Consider the following 24063-nt stretch of genomic DNA (forward strand, 5'->3'; position numbering starts at 1 on the left):
GATGCCTTGATCGTCGCCGACGACGGAGACGATCGAGGACGCGCATGGGTTCGTTGCGGTCCGCAGATGCCGGACCGAATTTTTCAAAGGGGAGAAGTATGCGTCTCAAGCAACTGGCTGTCGCGATCGTCGCCGTCGGCTCGATGGCTGCGGTGTCCGCGTGTTCCGGCGGTGACAGCGGCGGAGGTGAGGGCGGAGGGGACTCCTACAGCATCGGCATCTCCCAGCTCGTCCAGCACCCGGCGCTCGACGCCGCGACCTCCGGCTTCAAGAAGTCGTTCGAGGACGCAGGAGTCGAAGTCGACTGGGATGAGCAGAACGCCAACGGCGAACAGGCCAACGCGACGTCGATCGCACAGAACTTCGCGAGCTCCGACCTCGACCTCGTGCTCGCCGTCGCCACCCCCGCCGCGCAGGCAGCGGCGCAGGCGATCACGGACAAGCCGGTCCTCTTCACCGCGGTGACCGATCCGGTCGAAGCCGGTCTCGTCCAGTCCAATGAGGCACCGGGCGGCAACGTCACCGGCACCTCGGACCTCAACCCCGTCGCCGATCAGCTGCAGCTTGTCAAGGACGTCAAGCCGGACGCGAAGACCGTCGGCATCGTCTACAGCTCCGGTGAGGTCAACTCGCAGGTCCAGGTCGACCTCGCGAAGGAGGCCGCGAAGGGCATGGGCCTCGAGATCAAGGAGGCGACGATCGCGAACTCGGGTGAGCTCGGCCAGGCCGTGGACTCGCTCGGCAAGGTCGACGCCTACTACGTGCCCACCGACAACAACGTCGTCTCCGCGGTGACGACGATGGTCCAGGCCGCGGAGAAGAACAAGGCGCTGCTCGTCGGCTCCGAGGCCGGACAGGTCGAGCAGGGTGCGGCGATCACCCGCGGCATCGACTACACGAAGCTCGGTGAGCAGACGGGTGCGATGGCGCTGAAGGTCCTCAAGGACGGCGCGAAGCCGGCCGACCTGCCGGTCGAGACGAGCGACACGCTCGAACTCGTCGTCAACCCGGAGGCCGCGAAGCGGCAGGGCGCGGAGATCCCGCAGAACCTCATCGACGAGGCCGCCACCGTCATCGAATGACGCCGAGGCGGGCCCGCGGGAGCTCCCTCCCGCGGGCCCGCCTGCGACCTCACCCATCCTGACGAACCGATCGGACAGCAATGTACGGAGCATTGGAGCTCGGGCTCATCTACGCAGCCATGGCCTTGGGCGTCTACCTCACCTTCAAGGTCCTCAACTTCCCCGACCTCACCGTCGACGGAAGCTTCACCACGGGCGGCGCCACCGCGGCCTCCCTCATCATCGCCGGGGTCAACCCGTTCCTCGCGACACTGGCCGCGATCGGAGCCGGCCTCGTCGCCGGCTTCATCACCGGTCTCCTCCACACGAAGGGAGGCATCGACGGTCTGCTCGCCGGCATCCTCACGATGATCGGCCTGTGGTCGATCAACCTGCGGATCATGGGCGCGGCGAACCTCTCACTGCTGCGCGAGGACACCGTCTTCACTCCTTTGCGGGAGAACATGTGGCTGGGGTCGTGGGTGTCGATCGCGATCCTCGTCGCCTTCACCCTCGTGCTCAAGTTCCTCGTCGACTGGTTCCTCACCACCGACCTCGGGCTCGCCATCCAGGCCACGGGCAACAACCGTGAGATGATCCGCAGCCTCGGCGTCAACACCGACAACACGACGATGCTCACGCTCGCGCTCTCGAACGGTCTCGTCGCGCTCTGCGGGGCGCTCATCGCGCAGTACCAGGGCTTCGCCGACATCAGCATGGGCATCGGACTCATCCTCGTCGGTCTCGCCTCGGTCATCCTCGGCCAGGCGATCTTCGGCAACCGGAACATCGTCATGGCCAGCCTCGGTGCGATCCTCGGGTCGGTCATCTACCGGATCATCATCTTCCTCGCCCTGCGCGCGGGCCTCAACACCGATGACATGAAGCTCACCACCGCGCTCCTCGTCATCGTCGCCCTCCTCCTGCCGAGGTGGGGCTTCCTCAAACGGATCCCGTCGTTCGGAAGCCGCGGCAACCGGGCGCCGACGAAGCTGCCTCCGGGCACCACCGACGACCCCGCCGCCGTTCACGCCGCGCCCGCCGGGGCGGGTACGGGGACGCCGGGGACGACGACCGCCTCGGCGGGCAGGGAGGGCTGAGCCATGCTGACCATCGACACGATCTCGAAGACCTTCTTCCCCGGCACCGTCAACGAGCGCAAGGCTCTCCAGGGGCTCTCGCTCACCCTCGAGGAGTCCGACTTCGTCACCGTCATCGGCTCGAACGGTGCGGGCAAGTCGACGCTGCTCAACACGATCTCCGGGCGCCTGCCCATCGACTCCGGGTCGATCACCATCGACGGCGCCGAGGTGGCGAAGAAGCGCGAATACCATCGTGCCGCCTACCTCGGGCGGGTGTTCCAGGACCCGATGGCGGGCACCGCGCCCGACCTCACGATCGAGCAGAACCTCTCCCTCGCCCTCAAGCGCGGACAGCGGCGGGGGCTGGGGAGGGGGACGACCTCGGCGAGGCGGAAGCGGTTCCGCGCCGAACTCGAGACCCTCGAACTCGGACTCGAGAACCGACTGAAGACGAAGGTCGGGCTGCTCTCGGGCGGCCAGCGGCAGGCGCTGAGCCTGCTCATGGCCGGATTCACGCAGCCGCGGATCCTCCTCCTCGACGAGCACACGGCCGCGCTCGATCCGCAACGGGCAGCGCTCGTGACCGAGCTGACGGAGAAGATCGTCGCCGCCGACGGTCTGACCACGCTCATGGTCACGCACAACATGGAGCAGGCGATCGCGCTCGGCAACCGGCTCATCATGATGCACGAAGGGCGCATCATCTACGAGGCCGACGCCGAGGCGAAGAGGACGCTCACCGTCGAGACCCTCCTCGGCGAGTTCTCGAAGCTCAAGGGCGCCTCGCTGGGGGATCGCGCACTGCTCAACTGAGCGCTGTGCGCTGCCGGGATGCTCGGCAGCCCCGCCCCGACCACGGCCGGTCCGCGACTCCGCGGGCCGGCCGTAGCCGTGCCGGGCAGCCGGGTCCGCGTGCCCCGTCTGCCGGTGTGCAGGCGTCGGTGCGACAGGGTCGACTGCCGGGTGCCGATGCGTCCGAATGCGTCGCCGCGGCGTTGAGAAGCCCGCGCGATGCTGTTAGCCTCAACGACCGTGGGCCGCAACGGGTGAGCCAAGTCCCGTTGCCGTGACCGGCCCCCTGCGCCTCCCGCGCGGCTGAGATGGTTCGCGTGGTCGTGAGTGCCGCGGTCGTCGTGCCGCCGGACTGCTGAGCAGCCCCGGCCGAGATGCCGCGGCCCGGAGGCCGGTGCGAGATCGACAACTGAGAAAGGCCCTTCGTCATGTCCGATGATTCGGTCAGCGACACCCAGCGCTCCGCGCATCATCACACTCCGCCCGAGCACACCACCGCCCGCAGAGCCACCCGCGACCGCTTCAAGGCCGACGCGCGACGAGTGGGCAGGGATGCGAAACGGGTCGGCCGCGATGCCAAGCGCGTGGGCAGGGACACCGGCAAGCGCCTCGGCGCCCTCGACTACGCCCGCCCCAAACGGGACTCCGCGACGGCGGCCGATCCGACGCTCGATCCGAACACCCAGTACCCGCACGACATCCACCCGATCCTCGTCCCCGGCATCGCCATCGACGAGCAGCGGCGACGGTACTCGATCGACAAGGTGATCTTCGCGGTCGCGGGCTCACTCACGGTCGCCTTCGTCATCTGGGGCATCTCGGATCCCGGCAGCGTCGCCTCGGTGGCCCAAGGCGCCTTCGACTGGTCGACGCTCAACGTCGGCTGGTTCTTCAACCTCGTCGCCATCGTCGTCCTCGTCTCCCTCCTCATCCTCGCGTTCTCCCCGTACGGGAGGATCCCGCTCGGCAAGGACGGGGAGAAGGCCGAGTTCAGCACGTTCGCGTGGGTGGCGATGCTCTTCGCCGCAGGCATCGGCATCGGCGTCCTCTTCTTCGGCCCCTCCGAACCGCTCACGTACTTCATCACCCCGCCGCCGCTGACGAACGACCCCGAGACGACGGAGGCCCTCCACGGCGCGATGGCGCAGACCTACTACCACTGGGGCTTCCACGCGTGGGCGATGTACGCCCTCGTCGGCGGTGCGATCGCCTACGCCGGGTACCGGCGCGGACGCTCTCTGCTCCTCTCCTCGATCTTCCGCACCCTCTTCGGCAAGCGCCAGACGGAGGGCTTCGCAGGCAAGCTCGTCGACATCTTCGCGATCGTCGCCACCCTCTTCGGCACGGCCGCGGCCCTCGGCATCGCCGCGATGCAGATCGGCACCGGGGTGAGCATCGTCACCGGTGTCGGACCGATGACGAACGCGATGCTCGTCGGCATCATCTGCGTGCTCACGATCGGCTTCATCATCTCCGCGGTCTCCGGGGTCTCCCGCGGCATCCGCTACCTGTCCTCGATCAACATCGTGCTCACGATCGGCATCGTCGGCCTCGTCCTCTTCCTCGGCCCCACCCTCTTCCTCCTCAACCTCCTGCCCTCGGCGCTCATGGAGTACCTCGGGTCGTTCTTCGACCTCATGGGCCGGTCGCTGTCGTGGGGTGCCGAGACCCAGGAGTTCCAGTCCGTGTGGACCGTCTACTACTGGGCGTGGTGGATCTCGTGGTCGCCGTTCGTCGGCACGTTCATCGCCCGCATCTCCCGTGGCCGTTCGATCCGCCAGTTCATCCTCGGCACGATCTTCATCCCCTCGACGCTCCTCTTCGTCGCCTACGGGATCATGGGCGGAACGTCGATCTGGCTCTACCGGGAGGGCGCGGCGGGCTTCACCGACACCATGGCCGCCCCCGAGGTGTTCTTCACTCTCATCGACAACCTCCCCTTCCTCGGCTGGCTGCCGGCGGTCGCGATCGTCGTCCTCGCGATCTTCTTCATCACCTCGGCCGACTCCGCGTCCGTCGTCATGGGCATGCTCACGAGCCGCGGCGACCAGTCGCCGCGGAAGTGGGTCGTCGTCTTCTGGGGTCTCGTGATGTCGGGCATCGCCGTCGTCATGCTCCTCCTCGGCGACGCGAGCGCACTCGAGGGTCTCCAGCAGCTCGTCATCGTCACCGCCGTCCCCTTCGCCCTCGTCATGCTCTTCATCATCGTCGCGTGGGTCAAGGAGCTGCGCACCGACCCGATGGCCCTGCGTCGCCGGTACGCGCAGAACGCCGTCGACAACGCCGTCGTCGCCGGCGCCGAGACCTACGGCGACAACTTCGCCCTCCAGGTCGTGCCGACGGAACCCGGCGACGGTGCGAACGGCGACATCGTCTCCGAGGACGAGGCCTACACCGACTGGTACCAGCGCACCGATGAGGACGGCGAGCCCGTCGGCTACGACTACGGCACCGGGGAGTGGGAGGACGGCTGGACTCCGGAGACGAAGGACACCGCCCCCGCCGAGGCGACCCCCGACTCCGCCTCGGGCGCTGAGACCGGGGATGCTGAGTCCGCAGACGCCGAGCCCCGGTCGGCCTCAGAGGTCGACGGCGAGGCGAAATCCCGTGTGACCGAGTGACGTCTCCGGGGTGACCGCGCTGCGCGCCGAGGTGCGGTAGCGGCGGCAGTACGAGGCGTGGCAGAGGTGTGAGCCGCCGCGGATGACCGCCCGCGCATCATCGGGCCCGAAGCTTCCGCTCGTCCACTCCCAGACGTTGCCGGTCATGTTGTGCAGCCCGAAACCGTTCGGCGGGTACGCGTCGACAGCGACGGTGCCGACCGGTTCGGTGGGGTGGTCGGGGAAGGTGCCGACGAAGGTCTTCATGCGCGGGACACCGTCAGGTTCCCGGATCGACCCCCACGGGTAGGGCTGCTGGTCGAGTCCGCCTCGGGCCGCGTACTCCCACTCGGCCTCGGTCGGCAGCCGGGCGCCCACCCACTCGGCATAGGCCTCGGCGTCATACCGCGTCACGTGGGTGACGGGATGGTCGGGGCGTGCGACGATGAATCCATGGTCCGCTCTCAGCCTCGCGTCGGCACCGCGCTCCTGGCCGGTGCCGCGCTCGCCGCCGCCGGCGGCGCCCTGCCCGACCAGAGTGCGGCCCGGGCCCTCGGGGTGCAGCCACGACGCACCCGCGACCTGCCGCCACCACGGGGTCGCCGCCACAGCCGGGGAGGTTTCGAGGGCCTCGGCGTCGAGGAGACCGGCGAAGACGAGCGAATCACCGTACGCCTTGGCGCCGGTGCGGTGACCGGTGGCGAGGACGAACGCGGCGAACTCGGCGCGTGTGACCGTCGTCGCCGCGATCGCGAACGGAGCGATATCCACCTCACAGACCGGCCCCTCACCGTCCTCCGGGTAGGCGAGGGCATCCTCGCTGCCCATGCGGAAGACCCCGCCGGTGAGGCCGACCATGCGCAGCTCGGCGGACGCGTGCTCGGCGAGGGCGGCGATGACGCCGTCCTCGTCGCGGGACGGTTGCCGGCTCGGCACAGCCACCTCGGCGGGGGATTCTTCTTCCACAACACCCACCTCGGGTGGGGGCGACGCCTGCCCGTCGGACTCGGTCGGCGATGTCCGCGAAGGACCGCAGCATGACTCCATTCCCCACCTCACCGACGTAGCTCACGGCGCGCCCGACGATGGTCGCGCCTTCATTCGCAAGGACGTGACCAGCATATGCAACCCCCGAACATCGTCGTCATCCAGGCCGACCAGATGGCGGCCGAAGCTCTCGGCGCCTACGGCAACGAGGCGGCCCTGACCCCGCACATCGACGAGCTCGCAGAATCCGGTGCCGTCTTCGACCGTGCCTACTGCACGACTCCGCTGTGCGCCCCCTCGCGGGCGTCGATGATGACCGGGCGCATGCCCTCGGAGATCGACTGCCTCGACAACGGCGATGACTTCGCCGCCTCGGTGCCGACGTTCGCCCACCGGCTGCGCAAGCTCGGCTACCACACCGCCCTCATCGGGCGGATGCACTTCATCGGCCCCGACCAGCACCACGGCTTCGAGGAGCGGCTGACGACCGACGTCTACCCGGCCGACCTCGACATGGTTCCCGACTGGACGCGACCGCTCCACGACAGGCTCCAGTGGTACCACGAGGCCGACCCCGTCTTCACCGCGGGAGCGGCGACGGCGAACGTCCAGCAGGACTTCGACGACGAGGTGATCTTCCGGACCCTGCGCCATCTGGGCGACCGGAAGCGGGCGAACCAGGCGGCCGGCGAGGACCAGCCGTTCCTCATGGTCACCTCGTTCATTCACCCCCACGACCCGTACGAACCGCCCAGGGAGCACTGGGACCGCTTCGCCGAGGCGGCCATCCCCGACCCCGCCCACCCCGAGGTTCCCGACCCGGCCGTCGATCCCCACAGCCACCGGCTGCGGACGATGTCCGGGCTCGACGAACGGGAGCCTGCCATCGAGGATGTCCGCCGTGCGCGGCGGGCCTACTATGCCGCCGTGTCCTACATCGACGACCACGTCGGGGCGATCACGGCGCGCCTGCGCGATCTCGGACTCGACGCGAACACCGTCGTCATCGTCACGAGCGATCACGGCGACATGCTCGGGGAGAAGGGGCTCTGGTACAAGATGTCCCCGTACGAGCAGTCGTCCCGGGTCCCGCTCATCGTCGCAGGCCCCGCCGAGGTGGTCCTCCCCGGCCGGTACGCCAACCCCGTCTCCCTGCTCGACCTCGCCCCCACCCTCGTCGAGATCGCGCACACCGGCACCGGCGGGGTCGCCCACCACGCCGATCGGGGGCTCTCGGGGCTCTCCCTCCTCGAATCGGCTCGCCGGGAGGCGGCAGGTGAGCAGGGGCCGGGGGACAGGGACATCCTCATCGAGTACTTCGCCGAGGGGACGTACCGACCGCAGGTGACGATCGTGCGCGGGACCCTCAAGCTCACCGTCTGCCCCGGCGATCCCGACCTGCTCTTCGACCTCGCGGACGATCCGGACGAGCTGCACAATCGCGCGGATTCACCGGAGTATGCTGAGGCCGTCGCGCAGCTGCGGACGGCGATCGCTGCCCGCTGCGACCTCGAGGTCATCGAAGACCATGTGCTCGCCTCCCAGCGCAGCCGTCATCTCGTCGCCGATGCCCTCCGGGTCGGGCACGTCCGCCACTGGGACTTCGAACCGACGGTCGACAACGGGTACGTCCGCGGGGACTTCTGGGCGGCGTTCCGGTTCGGGAAGATCCCCGACCTGCGCGAGCAGGCGGCTGGGCGGCGACCGGCGGCTGGGCGCGATTCAGAGGTCGAGGGCGTCGGCCGTGGCGACGACCTCGATCAGCGCCGCGAAGAACTCCTCCCGGCGCTTGCGGGACCAGCCGGCGGTGAGCCGGTCGGCGACCTCGCCCTGCCACTGACGGGCATCGACGAGCAGCCGCTGCCCGGTCGGCGTGAGGTGCACGGTCCGCCGTCTCGCGTCATGGGCCGAGGCGGCGGTGGCGACGAGTCCGGCGTCCGCGGCGGCCGTGATGAGCCGTGACGCTCCGGACTGGTCGATCCCGATCTCAGCGGCGACAGCGTTGACCGTGGGCTCGATGTCCTGCCGTGCGAGGGCATCGACCGCCTCGGCGACGAGGACGAGCCGACCATTCTCGGCCACGGCGTCTTCGCCGGTGATGGGCATGCGGGAGAACCGGCGGACGAAGGCGAAGAGCGGGTGGGCGGCGGGGGCGCTCATGGTGTGGGCGGTTCCTCGGTGGCCGCCATCTCCCTGGCGAGTTCGAGTGCGGACCGGAGATCCGGGAGCCGCAGGGCGGCGGTGACGACATCGCCGGAGGCGCGGAAGACCGTGGCCACGCGCGTCGGCGTCGGAGTCTGCGGCCAGGTCGCGTCCTGCTCGACGACGATGAGGCGTTCGCTGATCGGGTGCCAGGAGCGGGGGCGCAGACGGATGCCCGAGCGTGCGACCCAGCCGGCGAAGTCCGCGGGACTGATCGGTCCCGCCCCCTTGGGACCGAGGACGACGACGGGATCGCCGACCGCCTCGGCGCACCGGTCGAGGTCCCCTGAGTTCACTGCCTCATGCCACGCATTCACCGCGGTCTCGAGGTCGGAGTGCTGGGGCGTTGCCATGCTGGGAATCATATGCGTCATGCATACATCTGTGCAATGGGTGCCGACGGTGATCGGTCAAGGTCGGTTGTCTGCCAATTCACCGGGCATTGGGCGAGTTGTGGATCACACTTTGAGGTTGGGGTGGGAAGATCGGAGGACAGGAGGGATGTCATGACCAAGTTCGAGTGGACCTCGGAAGTCCCGCTCGCCGCAGAGACCGTCTTCGACTGGCACGCTCAGCCCGGAGCACTCACCCGCGTCTCACCGCATTGGGCCCAGGAGGTCGTCCAGGAGAGCTATCCTCCGCTCGCACCCGGCTCGGTCGCCGAGGTCAAGGCGAGCCTGCCCGGCAGCTACGGACTCGTCCGCCGCCCCTTCACCGCCGTCCACTCCGAAGGGCCGTCGCGGTTCTCCTTCGTCGACGAGCTGATGAAAGGCCCGCTCAGCCAGTGGAAGCACACCCATGAGTTCACCTCGGAGGCCGGGGGCTCACAGATCACCGATACGATCGAGTTCTCGATGACCCCGCAGGGCTTCGAGACGATCGACCGCGGCATCACCCACTACATCGAGGCGACGTTCGAAGCCCGTCAGCGGCGCCTGCTCATGGACTTCGCGTTCCTCGAGCGGATGAGCGCACCGCTGCTGCGGATCGGCAAGGGCAGAGGCAAGCACATCCTCATCGCCGGCGGCAGCGGACTCGTCGGGCGGCAGGTCGCGGCTCTCTTCTCCACCGGCGGGCACTATGTGCGCCTCCTCGTGCGCGGGACGCCGAAGTTCCCCTACGAGGTGCACTGGGATCCCGAGGTCGGGATCCTCAATCCGCAGAACCTCGCGTGGGCGGATGCGGTCGTCCACCTCGGCGGGAAGTCGATCGCAACCCGGTTCACGAAGAAGGCGAAGGAGGAGATCCGGTCCTCGCGGATCGACTCGACGACGCTGCTCGCCGAGACGATGTGCTCCCTGCCCGAGGCGAAGCGCCCCGAGGTCTTCGTCTGCGCCTCGGCGGTCGGCGCCTACGGTGCCCATGCCGAGGTGCCCGTCGACGAATCGGGAGCGTTCGGGGAGGGGTTCCTCGCCGAGCTCTGCCGTGACTGGGAGGCCGCCGCCTCCCGGGTCGAGGACGCCGGCATCCGGTGGGTCTCGATCCGCTCGGGCATCGCGCTGACGACGCTCGGCGGGTTCCTCAGAGCGCAGGCCCCGCTCTACCTCGCCGGAGCTGGCGGGCGGCTCGGCAGCGGAGAGCAGGGCCTGGCCTGGGTCTCCCTCGACGATCTTGCCCGCTCGTACGTCCACGCGGTGCTCACCGACTATGTGCGCGGCCCGGTCAATGCGGTCGCCCCCGAGCTCATCACACAGAAGGAGTTCGCCGAGGCGCTCGCCTCCCACCTCCACCGCCCCGCCCGGATCCCGACGCCCGGGTTCGTCACCGAACTCGTCCTCGGTCGGGACGGTGCCAGGGAGCTCGCCCTGGCCGATCAGAAGGTCCTGCCGACCAAGCTCGAGGAGACCGGGTACCAGTTCGCCCATCCGACGCTCGACGACTGCCTCGTCGAGGAGCTCGGCAAGGGCGCCTGAGCGACCGGCTCGGTGCGGGCGACCGGTGTCAGAGTCGCGCCGAGGCGAGTGCCGCGCCTTCGGTGAGCGCCTTGAGCTTCGCGACGGCGATCTCCGGGTGGACGCGTCCGCCGAGGCCGCAGTCGGTCGAGGCGACGACGTTGTCGGGGCCGACGAGTTTCGCGAAGCGGCTGATGCGTTCGGCGACGAGCTCGGGATGCTCGACGACGTTCGTCGCATGCGAGACGATGCCGGGGATGAGGTACTTGCCCTCGGGCAGTGTCGTGTCCTCCCAGATCCGCCACTCGTGCTCGTGGCGGGCGTTCGCGGCTTCGAAGGTGATGCCGGCGGCGTTGATCGTGAGCACCTGGTCGACGATCTCGGCGAACGGCAGGTCGGTGACATGCGGGCCGTGCCAGGAGCCCCAGCACGTGTGGACCCGGACCTGGGCGGGATCGATGCCGCGCAGGGCGTGGTTGAGGGCGTCGATGCGGATCTGCGTGAAGGCCCGATAGTCGTCGAAGCTCGGCTCGGGATTGATCTGGTCGAAGTTCTCCGCGAGCGAGGGGTCGTCGATCTGGACGGTCAGCCCCGCCTCGGTGATGGCGAGGTACTCCTCCCGGAGGACATCGGCCCACGCCCAGATGAACTCCTCCTCGGTGGCGTAGTGCTCGTTGGCGATGCGGGACGCCGAGCCGGGTGAGAGCGCATTGATGTAGCCGTCGCGAGTGTCGTATCCGGCAGCCGACAGGCCGGCCTTGAGGTTCGCGATGTCGGCGGCGACCTGAGCGTGGCCGATGTAGCTGATCGGTCCGGTGGCCTTGGGGAACTGGGGCTGGGTGCCGGTGTCGGTGCCGGAACTCTCATCACCGTAGACACCGGCGAAGAGGTTGCGGTCGCGGCGGTCGCCGAAGCTCGTCAGGCGGATCGCGCCGGGCTCGGAGCGCTTCGCCGGGGCCTCCCACTTGTCGACGTCGTCGAGTTCGAGGCCGTCGGTGCGGGCGAACGAGTAGTGCCACCACGCGCCGTAGTCGAAGTCGGCAGCCATCGCATGACCGTACTCGCCGTCGTTGGGGAGTGAGATCCCCAGTTCCCGCTGGCGCCCCACGAGGTCGACGACGCTCGCGGTGAGCAGATCGTCGTAGCGTTCGGTGTCGACGTCGGTCACGGTCTCCCCGGCGAGGCGGGCAGTGTTCTGGGCCTGTTTGGCCCTGTTCGCCTCGAGAAGTTCGGGGGTGCGGGGCAGTGAGCCTGCGTGCGAGGTGCGGATCGTGGCCATGGAGGTACTCCTTCTCTCGTTCGGATGTCGTTCGCCGAGGTGGTCGCCGCGGTGGTCGCCGGGCGGCGGCCGGCGCCGGCGCCGAAGGGTGTCGGCGGGTCGTCTTCAGGCAATCACATGAGAGTCCGTGCAGGGGTGTGAGTCGTCATCTGCGGTCGCAGGGGGCGAGGGAGTCGCCTCCGCGCCCCGGTCGAGCGCATAGAGTGAGGGCATGAGCGACCTTTACCCGCATGGCAGGGCCGACCAGTGGAACCGGCCGAATCAGTGGACCGGCCCCGGGAACGTGCCGCCGCGGAACGCGGGTGTGCCCGCTCACCTCCGCCAGGACGGTCCTGATGCGGGATGGGGACAGGCGGGCGGGCAGCCCCCGCGCACGTCGGCCCTGGGGCAGGCGGGTCCCTTGGGGTCTCGGCCTGCTGCGGTGATCGCCCCGAACACGACGGGGTGGCTTGCGCGGTTCCTCCTCTGGGCAGGGATATTCATCGGCTTCCTCCCGGCGGTTCTCCTCGTGCCGATCCTCATGAGTGCAGATTTCGAAGAGGTACGACGTCTCCACTCGCTCGTCACGGTATTCACGGGAATCCTCTCGTTGCTCCTCGCCGCGGCGGCGTTCGCGCTCATCCGGAACACGTCGTGGGCGAGGCGGTTGATCGGCGGAGGGCTCTTCGTCTTCGCTGAGATCCTTGGTCTGACGGTCCCGCTCGCCCTCGTAGCGGTCGTCGCTGAGATCTCCTACCAGTTCAATGCGGGGTTGTGGGTGAGCACGGTCGTCTTCGCCGTGTTCTCCGCCTTCACGCTCACTCTCCGGCTCGTCGGATGGTCGATCGCGCGCAATCGGCGCTGGTGGGTGCTCCTCGTTGCGGCCGGCTGCGGTGTGGTCATTCCGGTGATCAGTGCGCTGCTCCAATCTGCGACGAGCACCACGCTCGATCGTCCCGGACTGCCGTACTGGGTGGGCGGCGTCATCGTCCCGATCATCGCGCTGCTTCTCGTCTTCGGTGCGCTCGGGCTCCTTCACATCCTCGGCGGACTCCGCGGCGGAGCGGCTCCCGTCGTCGCCCAACCGACGCTCGGCGAAGGACGGCCGCGCCGCAGCGCGTCGAGCACAGCGCTGGCTCCGTATCCGGGCGGGGCGCCGGGCCAGGGTCCTCTCGGCCAGGGGCCCGGGCACGACGCGAACGGTCAGCAGTCGTCCGGTCAGTTGCAGCCCGGCCAGGTGCCGTACGGCGGCCAGCAGCCCTATGGCCAGGCCGCCTACGGAGGTCAATCGCCATACGGCCAGCAGTCGTCTGGCGGCGGTTTCAGTGGACCGGCGAGTCGGCCCCAGCCGAACGCTGGGCCTGATCCGTACCGGGCGCCCGATGACTCGAGGCAACAGGCGGACCGTCGACCTGGCCAGGCAGGGGACCCACAGCGGTGGAAGCCGAGGCCGTCGGATCAGCAGCCGGGCCCGGCAGGTCAGCAGCCGAACTCCTCAGACCAGCAGTCTCCGCACCGCCCCCGGCACTGACACGGGGCGACCCGCACCGCGGCGGCGAGGTCTTAGGCCCACCTGTCGTCGACGACGTCGGCAAAGCTGCCGATCTCGTCCCGCAGGCGCTCGATGAGCGCGTCGCCTTCAGTCTGGCTTCGCCGTCGACTTTCCTCGGACTTCCAGCCGTCGAACGGGTCGAAATGACTGTTCCAGTACGAGTTCCAAGCAACGATGTCTGCGCTGAGTGCCTCCGACAGTCCGAGGTCCTCGGGGTAGAGCGCGTAGTTGGCCGATCCGTTCTCCCAGAGGACAGTTCGACAGTAGTCAGGGAAGAACCTGATCGTCCGCCTGGGGTTCCCGCTCGGCTTTGTTGATTGCGGGTTGTCGTCGCGTGCCATGATGCCTTCTCGTTTCTGCGAGATCGGGGTGCTCAGGGTCATCGGAGCGCTCGGGGTGTTCGGGGTGCTCAGAGTCTTATCGGTCGGACCGCAGTCACCGTCCTCGTCCGGTCCTTCGAGGTGAACACAGACGGGATGGACTCGTCAACCACACCGGTACCTCGACTGCCGACCTCGGCGCGAACGACATCGGTGTATTCGACGGCTGTGCGCTCCCACCAGCGACGTTGCCTTGTCTGCGACGTGCTGCACCGTTAGCGTAGTGAGCACCACGGCGAGCGACGAGACACCCCGAAGGAGCTGATCGTGTGAACCCGAAACGAGACCGCATCGTCGGACTGATCTGCGGCGTGCTCGGCGCCGCGGTCATCGGCATCGGAGTCTTCTGGGTGAGCCTGCCGGCGCTCATCCTCGCGGCCGCGATGGCAGCCCTGCCGATCGCCCTCATCGTTCGCGGAAGCGACGATGCCCCTCCGAGACAGCCGTGGCACCGCTGGGTCGTCGTCGGACTGCTGTTGGCCACGGTGGTCGTCGCGATCGCCTCCCTGCTCGACATCGCCCCACTGTGGCCGGTGGTCTTCGGTTGCCTGGGTGCGGCGTACTACAGCCTCGGCATCCTGCTCCTGGCCAGGCGCAGGCCGGTGGCGCCGAACGCGGCGACAGACGCCCGACCCCTCAGCTGACGAGAACCATCCCCGCCGAAGGCACATCCCCGCCAACGCTGACGACAGAGCCCCCCCAACGCAAGAGCCCCGCATCCCGACAGTGAGATGTCGAGAGGCGGGGCTCTGCGCTGTACGGTCCGGCCGGACGGCTCAGCCGAAGTGCTTCGGCAGGGTCTCCGCGTGGGCGTTGCGCAGTTCGTCGAGACCGACGGAGAAGTGGTCGACGACCTCGAGCTGAGGCGAACCGTCCCCGGTATCGGTCATGCCGATGCGGATGAATGGGAAGTTCCTGGCGGTGCACATGTCCTTGAACCGGACCTCCTCCGAGCGCGGGACGGCGACGATCGCCCGCGCCGTCGACTCGGAGAACAGGGCGGTGAAGACGTCGATGCCGTCGCGCTCGCACAGCTCGTCGAGCCAGATCCGCGCCCCCGTGCCGTAGCGCAGGCACGACTCGACGAGGGCCTGCGAGAGGCCGCCCTCGGAGAGATCGTGGGCGGCATCGACCATCCCGTCGCGCGAGGAGTTGATGAGGATCTCCGCGAGTTCGCGCTCGGTCTCCGGCCGGTACTTCGGAGGAACCCCGCCGAGGTGGCCGGCCGTGACGTCGGCCCACGCCGACCCGTCGAGCTCGGCCTCCGTGGTGCCGAGCAGGTAGATCGTCTGTCCCGGCTCCTTCCAGCCGCTCGGGGTGCGGCGGGCGACGTCGTCGAAGATGCCGAGGACGCCGACGACCGGGGTCGGGTGGATGGCCACGCCGCCGGTCTGGTTGTACAAGGAGACGTTGCCGCCGGTGACGGGGATGCCGAGGTCCTGGCACGCCTCGGCGAGGCCTTCGACGGCGGCGGCGAACTGCCACATGATCTCCGGGTCCTCCGGGGAGCCGAAGTTGAGGCAGTCGGTGACCGCCCGCGGGATGGCGCCGGCGGTGGCGACGTTGCGGTACGCCTCGGCCAGGGCGAGCTGCGCACCGCGGGCCGGGTCGAGGTAGCCGTAGCGGCCGTTGGCGTCGGTGGCGATCGCCACGCCCAGACCGGACTCCTCATCGACGCGGATGACACCGGCATCGTCGGGGAAGGCCTGGGCGGTATTGCCCTGGACGTAGCGGTCGTACTGGGTGGTGATCCACTCCTTCGACGCGAGGTTCGGCGAGCCCGCGAGGGCGACCATCGTCGCCTTGAGCTCCTCATCGGTCTCCGGTCGCGGAAGGCCTGCGGACTCGACGGAGTTCGCGGCCACCTCGGCGGTCCATGACGGTTCGGTCATCGGACGCTGGTAGACGGGACCGTCGTGGGCGACCGACCGCGGGGGCACGTCGACGATGACGTCGCCATGCCATTCGATGATGAGGCGGCCGGTGTCGGTGACCTCGCCGAGGACGGAGGTCTCGACGTCCCACTTGTCGACGATGGCCATGAACTCGTCGAGGCGGTCGGGCCGGACGACGGCCATCATCCGCTCCTGCGACTCGGACATGAGGATCTCCTCGGGCGTGAGCGTGTCATCACGCAGCAGGACGTCGTCGAGGGCGATGTGCATGCCGCCGTCGCCGTTCGAGGCGAGCTCCGAGGTCGCGCAGCTGATGCCCGCGGCACCGAGGTCCTGGATGCCCTCGACGACGCCGGCGCGGAAGAGCTCGAGGCAGCATTCGATGAGGACCTTCTCCGCGAAGGGGTCGCCGACCTGGACGGCCGGGCGCTTCGAGGGCTTCGTGTCGTCGAAGGACTCCGAGGCGAGGATCGAGGCCCCGCCGATGCCGTCGCCGCCGGTGCGGGCACCGAAGAGGACGACCTTGTTGCCCTTGCCCGAGGCGTTCGCCAGCCGGATGTCCTCATGGCGCATGACGCCCACCGCCAGCGCATTGACGAGCGGGTTGCCCTGATAGACGGAGTCGAAGACCGTCTCGCCACCGATGTTGGGCAGGCCGAGGGAGTTGCCGTACTGGCTGATGCCGGAGACGACGCCGTGGACGACGCGGGAGGTGTCGGGGTGGTCGATGGCGCCGAAGCGCAGCTGGTCCATCACAGCCACGGGGCGGGCGCCCATCGAGATGATGTCGCGGACGATGCCGCCGACGCCGGTCGCAGCACCCTGGTGCGGTTCGACGTAGCTCGGGTGGTTGTGGGACTCGACCTTGAAGGTCACGGCCCAGCCGTCGCCGATGTCGACGACGCCGGCGTTCTCGCCGATGCCGACGAGGAGGTGCTCCTTCATCTCGTCGGTGACGTAGTCGCCGAACTTCGACAGGTGGACCTTGGAGGACTTGTAGGAGCAGTGCTCGGACCACATGACCGAGTACATCGCCAACTCCGCCGAGGTGGGGCGACGTCCGAGGATCTCCTTGATCCGTGCGTATTCGTCGGCTTTGAGGCCGAGTTCGGCGAACGGCTGGTCGACGTCGGGGTTCGCGGTGGCGAACTCGACCGTCTCCCTGACCTTCTTCGAGGTCGCCGGGACCTCCTGGGACTCGTCCGCGCGAGCAGACTCGGAATTCGCGGAGATGAGGTTTTCTGACATGTCCTCTGGGTGGCCCTTTCCTACGACACGGAGCTCGCCGTCCATCTTATCCGGGCAGGGCAACGCCGCGCGCCCTCGCCCCTGGGACAGCCCGCCTCGGCGAGGACGGGGCAACCGCCTCGGCGAGGGCGATCGGGCTCCGCCTCGCCGGACGAACTGTCCGCAAATTAGACTGGGAGCCATGGCAACTCCCAAGATCGTGCTCTTCTACGTCTTCACCCCACTGCCCGACCCTGAAGCGGTCAGGCTGTGGCAGCACACGCTCGCGCAGAGCCTCGGGCTCAAAGGGCGGGTCATCGTGTCGAAGGATGGGATCAACGCGACTCTCGGCGGTGACATCGACGAGGTCAAGGCCTACGTGCGGGCGACGAAGTCCTACGAACCGTTCCGGAAGGCCGACATCAAATGGTCGAACGGACAGGGCGATGACTTCCCGCGTCTGAGTGTGAAGGTCCGCCCCGAACTCGTCACCTTCGGCACCACGGACGAGATCACGGTGACGACCGACGGCGTGCAGGGCGGGGGAGTCCACCTGGGGCCGGGAGCGCTGCACAAGCTCCTCGACGAACGCGGCGATGAGGTCGTCTTCTTCGACGGGCGCAACGCGATGGAGGCGCAGATCGGGAAGTTCCGCGATGCGATCGTCCCCGACACCGAGACCACCCGCGACTTCATCGCCGAGATCGAATCCGGCAAATACGACGACCTCAAGGACAAGCCCGTGGTCACGTACTGCACCGGCGGCATCCGCTGCGAGGTGCTGTCCGTGCTCATGAAGAACCGCGGCTTCGATGAGGTCTATCAGCTCGAGGGCGGCATCGTCCGCTACGGCGAGACCTTCGGCAACACCGGCTACTGGGACGGTTCGCTCTACGTCTTCGACAAGCGCATGCACGTCGAATTCGGTGAGGGTGCCGAGTCGATCGGCCACTGCGTCGAGTGCGGGACGCGGACTCCCGAATTCGTCAACTGCGCGAACCTCGAATGTCGGAAGCAGTACCTCCGGTGCGCGGAGTGCACGGCTGCCGGGCTCCAGCCCGAGTGCACGGACTGTGCCGAGGATCCCGCCCTCGCCGAGGCGGCCGCCGGCTGAATCCCGTCGTCGACCGAGGGTCGACAACGCCCGATCGTCGCCGTCACGTGAGGAGCCGGCGTCGGACGTCAGGCGAGGAGTCGGTCGAGGATGTGCTCGCGGGCCGCGTAGGCAGAGCGGCTCTCCGCGATCGCGGGCATGAGGTGATCGCCGAGGCGGGTCGACATCGCGATCACGCACCGGGCCTCGACCTCGACTGGATCGGCGCAGATCTCGCCGACGAGCTCCCGGAGGTAACCGAGGTGCTTCTCATCGACTCGGCGCAATCGGCGTGCCACATCCGGATCCCGGAGACCCCAGTGGCGGATCGCGAGCTCGACGTCGACACCGGTGGCAGGTCGGTCGTCTGCCTCGTCGACGACGTCGACGAGACGCCGCAGCCGCTCGCGAGGGTCGTCTCCGGCGCTCTGCTCGGTCCGGTCGACGATGCGGTCGGTCACCTCGTGCTCCCACACGTCGAGCATCTCCGTCAGCAGCGCCGACCGATCGGCGAAATAGCCGTAGAAGCCGCCCTTGGTGACGCCGAGGGACTGCGCGAGAGCCTCGACTCTCACCGCCTCCGGACCGCCGACGGCGAGTGCCCGCAGGCCCTCGTCGATCCAGGCGCGCCGGGGAGTTCGTGGATGGGCCATGGTCACCTCTCTCACTTCAGATCTATACGGTAGCGCATAGACCGTGGTAGCGTGCTTCTATACGCTGACGTATATATCGAGGTGACCATGAGACTGCCCCGGAGCGCCTACACCTCCAGGCACTGGCGCATGCACGAGATCGCTCCCGACTTCACGGTCGAAGACGTCTGGGAGCTGCCGATCCGCGGAGACCGCGACGAGCTGCCCCGGGTCGTCGACGCAATCTTCGGCAGCGCGTTCCCCGATGAGGCGCCGGCCGTCGTCCGCGTCCTCTGGGCAGCCCGGTGGAAGATCGGCGCGCTGCTCGGGTGGGACGACGTCGGTGGCGGACTCGACGAACGCGTGCCGTCTCTGCGGCAGCGGCTGCCCGACGACCTCCGACCCGACGCGGACGTCCGAGTGGACCCCTTCACGCTGGTCTTTGAGACCGAGGACGAGTTCGCGGCCGAGCTGGCGAACCGCACCGTCCACACGGCGATGCACCTGGGCTGGCTGCCCGGCGACGCCGGCCGCTATGTCTGCCGGATGACCGTGCTCGTCCGCCCCAACGGCCGACTCGGCGCGTTCTACATGACGGCGATCAAGCCCTTGAGGCTGCTCTTCGTCTACCCGGCCCTGCTCCGGTCGATCGGGCGGCGCTGGGAGGCGTCCGCCTCGGCGCGGTGATCCCGCCTCGGCCAGGACCCGCGCGCCGAGACGATGAGGACGGCGCCGATCTGGAGGACGACACCGTAGCGGACGACCTCGGCGAAGCCGACGGTCGGCAGCATCGCGATGAGGAAGCAGAGGAGCAGGCCGGCCGCGAGTTTGCCGACCCAGCGCCACAGCGGACCGACGATGAGCAGGGTGCCGAGTGCCGCCTCGGCGACCGTCGCGATCACCCCGGCGACGGCGGCGAGCGGACTCGGCGCCCACGGCAGCAGCACCCCGACATAGGCGAGGAACTCCGGCCACGATCCCCATGAGACTCCGGGAGCGCCGGGCGCTCCGAGGAGTCCGAAGCGATCGGCGACCGAGAGCAGCAGTTCGATCCCGACGACCGCGCCGAGGAGACGGCCGGTCAGCCACCGTGCCCACCGACTGCGGGTCAGAGCTGCCACGCCCGCGATGACGGTGAGTGCGGTGAGGGCCGTGACGATTGGACCGACCGTCACGCCCTGCAGCACGCCGATGCCGGCGACGATGACGCCGAGTGCCGTCCAGATGAGACCGCCTGCCAGGCGGTACCTGTCCATGTACTCCATGTTCACTCCTGTGCTCCTGAACCGCCGTGGTCCGCGGCGGTGGTCATGGTGATTGCTGCCCGCCCCACGTCTCGGCCTGTGACGCCTGCTGTGGCTCCGATGCCCGTCCTGACGCACTCCCCGCGCCCTCACGGCCGCCGCCCGAATGGTAAGGTGGTTGACTGATTTCAGGATAGGAGGCTGGGGAGAAATGGTCAAGGACTTTACCAATCCTCTGCGGGAGCGACCGCTGCCGCTCGGTTCCCTGCTCTCGTCGACGGCGCAGCACCTCCTCGGCGGCCTCGACGATGCCCTCGCTCATGCGGGACTGGCGGGGATCCGGTCCGCGCACGCGCCGCTGTTCCTCGTCATCGATCCCGAGGGGACGAGGGCGTCGGAGCTCGCGAAGCGGACGAAGATGACGAAGCAGGCGATGGGGGAGCAGGTCCGTCACCTCGAGAGGCTCGGCTACGTCGAGGTCGTGCCCGACCCGAGCGACGGCAGGGCACGGCTCGTGCGGCTGACCGCATCCGGTTGGGAGGGAGTCGAGATCGCCGAGGCGGTGATCACCCGCTTCGACGCGTGGCTTGATGAGCGCATCGGCGCCGAGGCGGTTGCGCAGGTGCGTGTGACGCTTGGCGAGATCCTCGGCAGTGACTCATCCGAATGGGGTGCTCGGTCAGCGGAGCCGAATGCGACAGAGAGCGCAGACGAGCAGGCCTGACTGCGGGCGGACGACCCAGGCGCTCGATGCCGGACACCAACCGTCGCGCTTCGGGTGTCGCCTCACTCCGCCACCGTCTCACCTCTTCGTCAGCGCAGGAGACTCCTCACCGCCGCGCTGACGTCGGTCCAGCGGAAGTCGAAGCCGGCGGCTTCGAGCCTCTCCGGCAGGACCCACCGGCTCTTGAGGACGAGCTCCGACTCCTGCCGGAGGACCGCCATGCCGGTCTCGAGGAGCCACCTCGGCGCGGGGATCCCGATCGGCATCCGCACCGCGCTGCGCAGGGCGGCCATGAGTGCGGCGTTGTCCGAGACTCCCGGGCTGGAGAGATTGACCGGCCCCGAGATCTCCGGATGCGTGTCGATGAAGCGTATCGCGGCGACGAGGTCGTCGATGTGGATCCAGCTGAAGCGCTGACGGCCGTGAGTCGGCTCGTGCCCCCGCCACACGGTCGGTCCGGAGGCGTGCGGTCCTATTCCACGGTAACGCCGATGACCGAACCACCGTCCCTCGAGCTGGCGACCGCCTGCGCCGAAGCGAGCGGCCGTCGCGAGCATGCTCAGGGCCGCACCATCACCGAGGACGATCGCCATCCGGGCGGCCACGCGGCGAGTGCGCGGCAGTTTGCCGCGGAAGAACTCCGCTTCCCAGCCGGTGGCGACGTCGACGGAGAATCCCTCCCCGATGTCTCCGGTCGATTCGGTCTGCGGGCGGTCGATCGCGTGACGGTAGATCGTCGCCGTGCTCGCGTTGATCCACAGCCGCGGCGGCGCCGAGGCGGAGCTCACCGCGTCGTGGAGTGCCCGGGTCGTGAGGATGCGGGAATCCCAGATCTCTTGCCGATTACGGTCGGTGTAGCGGCATCCGACGCTTCGGCCGGCGAGGTTGATGAGGAGATCGGCGCCGTCGACTGTGACTCTGATGCCGTCCGGGTCATCCCATCCGGTATCGGCAGAGCTACCGCGACCGATCGTGCGCACCCGGTAGCCCCACTCCTCGAGCGGGCCGATGAGTGAGCGGCCGATGAATCCTGAGGCGCCGGCGATGACGGCGGTGGGGGAGTGGACGGGAGATGCGGCAGGCTCGCTCATGAGGTCACCGTAGCGTGGCGAGCATCGGACTCTCGGGTGCCGGCTTCTGGCGAAACGCTGCGTCTCAGCGCGCGGCTCGCTGATGGTCCTGGTCCTGGGTTGCAGTGCTCGATTCGAGGCGGCTGGCGCGGCCCGATTCGGGTGGCGTGGGTCATGTGGTGGTTGTCACCCTGCCTGGTGTGGTTTCGGGGTTGCGTGGGGGTGTTCTGGTGGTCTAGAGTTATATCTCGTTCGCCTCACCGGGAACACCACAACAACGCGGTGTTTCCACCGGGTGTCACCAGCGCAAACACAAGTTTGGCCAGGACAGTCCGGGTGTGTGGATCGGGCGGACGCAATCCTGTGGATGCCCCCAGCGAGCACGCGAATATTCGTGTGTGGTGTGGGTGTGTGTTTGTGGTTTGAGAATCCAATAGCGTGTTTGTTTGAACAATGTGATGCCAGAAATTTTTTCTGGTAAGACAACCAAAAACCCATGGACTGTTTCGGTTCATGGTGGGGTCACCGTCCACCCCCGTGGATGGGTGACTGTCTTGCCGGGATCACTAGAAGTAAATTTTTTATGGAGAGTTTGATCCTGGCTCAGGACGAACGCTGGCTGCGTGCTTAACACATGCAAGTCGAACGCTGAAGCCTGGTGCTTGCACCGGGTGGATGAGTGGCGAACGGGTGAGTAACACGTGAGTAACCTGCCCCTGACTTCGGGATAAGCCCGGGAAACTGGGTCTAATACCGGATACGACTGTCGGACGCATGTCTGGTGGTGGAAAGTTTTTTCGGTTGGGGATGGGCTCGCGGCCTATCAGTTTGTTGGTGAGGTAATGGCTCACCAAGACGACGACGGGTAGCCGGCCTGAGAGGGCGACCGGCCACACTGGGACTGAGACACGGCCCAGACTCCTACGGGAGGCAGCAGTGGGGAATATTGCACAATGGGGGAAACCCTGATGCAGCGACGCAGCGTGCGGGATGACGGCCTTCGGGTTGTAAACCGCTTTCAGCAGGGAAGAAGCGCAAGTGACGGTACCTGCAGAAGAAGTACCGGCTAACTACGTGCCAGCAGCCGCGGTAATACGTAGGGTACGAGCGTTGTCCGGAATTATTGGGCGTAAAGAGCTCGTAGGTGGTTGGTCACGTCTGCTGTGGAAACGCAACGCTTAACGTTGCGCGTGCAGTGGGTACGGGCTGACTAGAGTGCAGTAGGGGAGTCTGGAATTCCTGGTGTAGCGGTGAAATGCGCAGATATCAGGAGGAACACCGGTGGCGAAGGCGGGACTCTGGGCTGTAACTGACACTGAGGAGCGAAAGCATGGGGAGCGAACAGGATTAGATACCCTGGTAGTCCATGCCGTAAACGTTGGGCACTAGGTGTGGGGGGCATTCCACGTTCTCCGCGCCGTAGCTAACGCATTAAGTGCCCCGCCTGGGGAGTACGGTCGCAAGGCTAAAACTCAAAGGAATTGACGGGGGCCCGCACAAGCGGCGGAGCATGCGGATTAATTCGATGCAACGCGAAGAACCTTACCAAGGCTTGACATACACCGGACCGTCCTGGAAACAGGTCTTCTTCTTTGAAGCTGGTGTACAGGTGGTGCATGGTTGTCGTCAGCTCGTGTCGTGAGATGTTGGGTTAAGTCCCGCAACGAGCGCAACCCTCGTTCTATGTTGCCAGCACGTGATGGTGGGAACTCATAGGAGACTGCCGGGGTCAACTCGGAGGAAGGTGGGGATGACGTCAAATCATCATGCCCTTTATGTCTTGGGCTTCACGCATGCTACAATGGCTGGTACAGAGAGAGGCGAACCCGTGAGGGCAAGCGAATCCCTTAAAGCCAGTCTCAGTTCGGATCGTAGTCTGCAATTCGACTACGTGAAGTCGGAGTCGCTAGTAATCGCAGATCAGCAACGCTGCGGTGAATACGTTCCCGGGCCTTGTACACACCGCCCGTCAAGTCACGAAAGTCGGTAACACCCGAAGCCGGTGGCCTAACCGTAAGGAGGGGGCCGTCTAAGGTGGGACTGGTGATTGGGACTAAGTCGTAACAAGGTAGCCGTACCGGAAGGTGCGGCTGGATCACCTCCTTTCTAAGGAGCACACCAGTATGGTGCCCACCAACAGAACCCATGTGTGGTTCGGGTGGGTTGCTCAAGGGTGGAACATCACACACTTTCCGCTCATCCTTTCCGTGTGGTTCGGTTCGTGCCGTGACTGTGTGGGGGTGATGGTCGGGATAGGACGAACACGCTGTTGGGTCCTGGAACCACAAGTGGTTTCAACAGGCACCGACCCAACCCAGAGGCAGCAGCAGTGCTGGTGCTGGCTGGGGTGGTGATTGGTAGTGGTTTGAGAA

19 protein-coding genes, 1 rRNA gene and 1 pseudogene are annotated in these 24063 nt (G+C 67.5%); 12 read left to right on the plus strand and 9 right to left on the minus strand.

The annotated features are described in order from the left end of the window. The first annotated feature begins 98 nt into the window (after positions 1 to 98). The 4 genes from ACQ1RG_RS06935 to ACQ1RG_RS06950 all read left to right on the plus strand — a co-directional run bounded on the left by ACQ1RG_RS06935 (position 99) and on the right by ACQ1RG_RS06950 (position 5556). The gene (locus ACQ1RG_RS06935; RefSeq protein WP_009380263.1) at positions 99 to 1082 is read left to right on the plus strand and encodes an ABC transporter substrate-binding protein; all 984 of its coding nucleotides are present in this window, start codon (positions 99 to 101) and stop codon (positions 1080 to 1082) included. An 80-nt stretch (positions 1083 to 1162) separates the two neighbouring features. Beyond that, positions 1163 to 2161 (plus strand): ABC transporter permease, encoded by a 999-nt coding sequence (locus ACQ1RG_RS06940; RefSeq protein WP_040342308.1) that lies wholly within the window; start codon positions 1163 to 1165, stop codon positions 2159 to 2161. A gap of 3 nt (positions 2162 to 2164) precedes the next feature. After that, complete coding sequence (locus ACQ1RG_RS06945) at positions 2165 to 2956, plus strand: ABC transporter ATP-binding protein (RefSeq protein ID WP_009380259.1); 792 nt, start codon at positions 2165 to 2167, stop codon at positions 2954 to 2956. 407 nt (positions 2957 to 3363) lie between these two features. Beyond that, on the plus strand, positions 3364 to 5556 hold the full coding sequence (locus ACQ1RG_RS06950) for a BCCT family transporter (RefSeq protein ID WP_095375038.1): 2193 nt from the start codon (positions 3364 to 3366) through the stop codon (positions 5554 to 5556). Here ACQ1RG_RS06950 and ACQ1RG_RS06955 read toward each other — a convergent pair. Further along, entirely contained in the window at positions 5515 to 6501 is a 987-nt protein-coding gene (locus tag ACQ1RG_RS06955; RefSeq protein ID WP_201671608.1) for an SUMF1/EgtB/PvdO family nonheme iron enzyme, read from the minus strand. The two genes, ACQ1RG_RS06950 and ACQ1RG_RS06955, sit on opposite strands and share 42 nt — an antisense overlap. A gap of 156 nt (positions 6502 to 6657) precedes the next feature. Between ACQ1RG_RS06955 and betC the strand changes: the two genes are divergently transcribed. After that, positions 6658 to 8484, plus strand: a complete 1827-nt coding sequence (betC, locus tag ACQ1RG_RS06960) for a choline-sulfatase (RefSeq protein ID WP_430600770.1) — start codon at positions 6658 to 6660, stop codon at positions 8482 to 8484. Here betC and ACQ1RG_RS06965 read toward each other — a convergent pair. Both ACQ1RG_RS06965 and ACQ1RG_RS06970 read right to left on the minus strand, forming a co-directional pair. Next, positions 8473 to 8682: pseudogene (locus tag ACQ1RG_RS06965) on the minus strand (hypothetical protein); the annotation flags it as partial. The gene betC and the pseudogene ACQ1RG_RS06965 sit on opposite strands and share 12 nt — an antisense overlap. After that, complete coding sequence (locus tag ACQ1RG_RS06970) at positions 8679 to 9077, minus strand: hypothetical protein (RefSeq protein ID WP_095375036.1); 399 nt, start codon at positions 9075 to 9077, stop codon at positions 8679 to 8681. The gene ACQ1RG_RS06970 and the pseudogene ACQ1RG_RS06965, both read right to left, overlap by 4 nt. A gap of 153 nt (positions 9078 to 9230) precedes the next feature. On the opposite strand from ACQ1RG_RS06970, the gene ACQ1RG_RS06975 reads away from it, so the two are divergent. After that, entirely contained in the window at positions 9231 to 10637 is a 1407-nt protein-coding gene (locus ACQ1RG_RS06975; RefSeq protein WP_167560112.1) for a TIGR01777 family oxidoreductase, read from the plus strand. Positions 10638 to 10665: 28 nt separating this feature from the next. On the opposite strand, the gene ACQ1RG_RS06980 is transcribed toward ACQ1RG_RS06975, so the two are convergent. Beyond that, the gene (locus ACQ1RG_RS06980) at positions 10666 to 11895 is read right to left on the minus strand and encodes a cobalamin-independent methionine synthase II family protein (protein WP_167560110.1); all 1230 of its coding nucleotides are present in this window, start codon (positions 11893 to 11895) and stop codon (positions 10666 to 10668) included. A 211-nt stretch (positions 11896 to 12106) separates the two neighbouring features. On the opposite strand from ACQ1RG_RS06980, the gene ACQ1RG_RS06985 reads away from it, so the two are divergent. Further along, a complete protein-coding gene (locus tag ACQ1RG_RS06985) occupies positions 12107 to 13405 on the plus strand; it encodes a hypothetical protein (RefSeq protein WP_430600772.1) in 1299 nt (432 codons plus the stop codon). A 32-nt stretch (positions 13406 to 13437) separates the two neighbouring features. Here ACQ1RG_RS06985 and ACQ1RG_RS06990 read toward each other — a convergent pair whose 3' ends face one another. Beyond that, entirely contained in the window at positions 13438 to 13767 is a 330-nt protein-coding gene (locus ACQ1RG_RS06990) for a hypothetical protein (protein ID WP_167560106.1), read from the minus strand. A gap of 308 nt (positions 13768 to 14075) precedes the next feature. Here ACQ1RG_RS06990 and ACQ1RG_RS06995 point away from each other — a divergent pair, with 308 nt between their 5' ends. Further along, a complete protein-coding gene (locus ACQ1RG_RS06995; RefSeq protein WP_009380240.1) occupies positions 14076 to 14450 on the plus strand; it encodes a hypothetical protein in 375 nt (124 codons plus the stop codon). A 132-nt stretch (positions 14451 to 14582) separates the two neighbouring features. Here ACQ1RG_RS06995 and purL read toward each other — a convergent pair whose 3' ends face one another. Next, positions 14583 to 16949, minus strand: a complete 2367-nt coding sequence (purL, locus tag ACQ1RG_RS07000; RefSeq protein WP_009380238.1) for a phosphoribosylformylglycinamidine synthase subunit PurL — start codon at positions 16947 to 16949, stop codon at positions 14583 to 14585. 181 nt (positions 16950 to 17130) lie between these two features. On the opposite strand from purL, the gene ACQ1RG_RS07005 reads away from it, so the two are divergent. Next, positions 17131 to 18042 carry a rhodanese-related sulfurtransferase gene (locus ACQ1RG_RS07005; RefSeq protein ID WP_009380236.1) on the plus strand — a complete coding sequence of 304 codons (912 nt, stop codon included), beginning with the start codon at positions 17131 to 17133 and terminating at the stop codon, positions 18040 to 18042. Between the two features lie 68 nt (positions 18043 to 18110). On the opposite strand, the gene ACQ1RG_RS07010 is transcribed toward ACQ1RG_RS07005, so the two are convergent. Then, complete coding sequence (locus ACQ1RG_RS07010) at positions 18111 to 18674, minus strand: TetR/AcrR family transcriptional regulator (RefSeq protein ID WP_009380234.1); 564 nt, start codon at positions 18672 to 18674, stop codon at positions 18111 to 18113. A gap of 87 nt (positions 18675 to 18761) precedes the next feature. On the opposite strand from ACQ1RG_RS07010, the gene ACQ1RG_RS07015 reads away from it, so the two are divergent. Beyond that, positions 18762 to 19340 carry a DUF2867 domain-containing protein gene (locus tag ACQ1RG_RS07015; protein ID WP_009380232.1) on the plus strand — a complete coding sequence of 193 codons (579 nt, stop codon included), beginning with the start codon at positions 18762 to 18764 and terminating at the stop codon, positions 19338 to 19340. Here ACQ1RG_RS07015 and ACQ1RG_RS07020 read toward each other — a convergent pair. Next, a complete protein-coding gene (locus ACQ1RG_RS07020) occupies positions 19280 to 19918 on the minus strand; it encodes a hypothetical protein (protein WP_009380230.1) in 639 nt (212 codons plus the stop codon). The two genes, ACQ1RG_RS07015 and ACQ1RG_RS07020, sit on opposite strands and share 61 nt — an antisense overlap. A 190-nt stretch (positions 19919 to 20108) precedes the next feature. On the opposite strand from ACQ1RG_RS07020, the gene ACQ1RG_RS07025 reads away from it, so the two are divergent. Further along, positions 20109 to 20621 carry a MarR family winged helix-turn-helix transcriptional regulator gene (locus ACQ1RG_RS07025; RefSeq protein WP_009380229.1) on the plus strand — a complete coding sequence of 171 codons (513 nt, stop codon included), beginning with the start codon at positions 20109 to 20111 and terminating at the stop codon, positions 20619 to 20621. A gap of 89 nt (positions 20622 to 20710) precedes the next feature. Here ACQ1RG_RS07025 and ACQ1RG_RS07030 read toward each other — a convergent pair whose 3' ends face one another. Continuing rightward, positions 20711 to 21712, minus strand: coding sequence for an epimerase (locus tag ACQ1RG_RS07030; protein ID WP_009380228.1), 1002 nt, complete (start codon positions 21710 to 21712; stop codon positions 20711 to 20713). A gap of 559 nt (positions 21713 to 22271) precedes the next feature. Between ACQ1RG_RS07030 and ACQ1RG_RS07035 the strand changes: the two genes are divergently transcribed. Further along, positions 22272 to 23797: ribosomal RNA gene (locus ACQ1RG_RS07035) — 16S ribosomal RNA — on the plus strand. Positions 23798 to 24063: the final 266 nt, after the last annotated feature.

The organism is Brevibacterium sp. K72 (genome assembly GCF_050562175.1).
Classification (GTDB): domain Bacteria; phylum Actinomycetota; class Actinomycetes; order Actinomycetales; family Brevibacteriaceae; genus Brevibacterium; species Brevibacterium casei.

Bases quoted from the DNA above. Each gene is read 5' to 3' on its own strand.
- ACQ1RG_RS06935 (WP_009380263.1), top strand. From the start codon at position 99: ATGCGTCTCAAGCAACTGGCTGTCGCGATCGTCGCCGTCGGCTCGATG.
- ACQ1RG_RS06940 (WP_040342308.1), top strand. From the start codon at position 1,163: ATGTACGGAGCATTGGAGCTCGGGCTCATCTACGCAGCCATGGCCTTG.
- ACQ1RG_RS06945 (WP_009380259.1), top strand. From the start codon at position 2,165: ATGCTGACCATCGACACGATCTCGAAGACCTTCTTCCCCGGCACCGTC.
- ACQ1RG_RS06950 (WP_095375038.1), top strand. From the start codon at position 3,364: ATGTCCGATGATTCGGTCAGCGACACCCAGCGCTCCGCGCATCATCAC.
- betC (WP_430600770.1), top strand. From the start codon at position 6,658: ATGCAACCCCCGAACATCGTCGTCATCCAGGCCGACCAGATGGCGGCC.
- ACQ1RG_RS06970 (WP_095375036.1), bottom strand. From the start codon at position 9,077: ATGGCAACGCCCCAGCACTCCGACCTCGAGACCGCGGTGAATGCGTGG.
- ACQ1RG_RS06975 (WP_167560112.1), top strand. From the start codon at position 9,231: ATGACCAAGTTCGAGTGGACCTCGGAAGTCCCGCTCGCCGCAGAGACC.
- ACQ1RG_RS06980 (WP_167560110.1), bottom strand. From the start codon at position 11,895: ATGGCCACGATCCGCACCTCGCACGCAGGCTCACTGCCCCGCACCCCC.
- ACQ1RG_RS06985 (WP_430600772.1), top strand. From the start codon at position 12,107: ATGAGCGACCTTTACCCGCATGGCAGGGCCGACCAGTGGAACCGGCCG.
- ACQ1RG_RS06990 (WP_167560106.1), bottom strand. From the start codon at position 13,767: ATGGCACGCGACGACAACCCGCAATCAACAAAGCCGAGCGGGAACCCC.
- purL (WP_009380238.1), bottom strand. From the start codon at position 16,949: ATGTCAGAAAACCTCATCTCCGCGAATTCCGAGTCTGCTCGCGCGGAC.
- ACQ1RG_RS07005 (WP_009380236.1), top strand. From the start codon at position 17,131: ATGGCAACTCCCAAGATCGTGCTCTTCTACGTCTTCACCCCACTGCCC.
- ACQ1RG_RS07010 (WP_009380234.1), bottom strand. From the start codon at position 18,674: ATGGCCCATCCACGAACTCCCCGGCGCGCCTGGATCGACGAGGGCCTG.
- ACQ1RG_RS07015 (WP_009380232.1), top strand. From the start codon at position 18,762: ATGAGACTGCCCCGGAGCGCCTACACCTCCAGGCACTGGCGCATGCAC.
- ACQ1RG_RS07020 (WP_009380230.1), bottom strand. From the start codon at position 19,918: ATGGAGTACATGGACAGGTACCGCCTGGCAGGCGGTCTCATCTGGACG.
- ACQ1RG_RS07025 (WP_009380229.1), top strand. From the start codon at position 20,109: ATGGTCAAGGACTTTACCAATCCTCTGCGGGAGCGACCGCTGCCGCTC.
- ACQ1RG_RS07030 (WP_009380228.1), bottom strand. From the start codon at position 21,712: ATGAGCGAGCCTGCCGCATCTCCCGTCCACTCCCCCACCGCCGTCATC.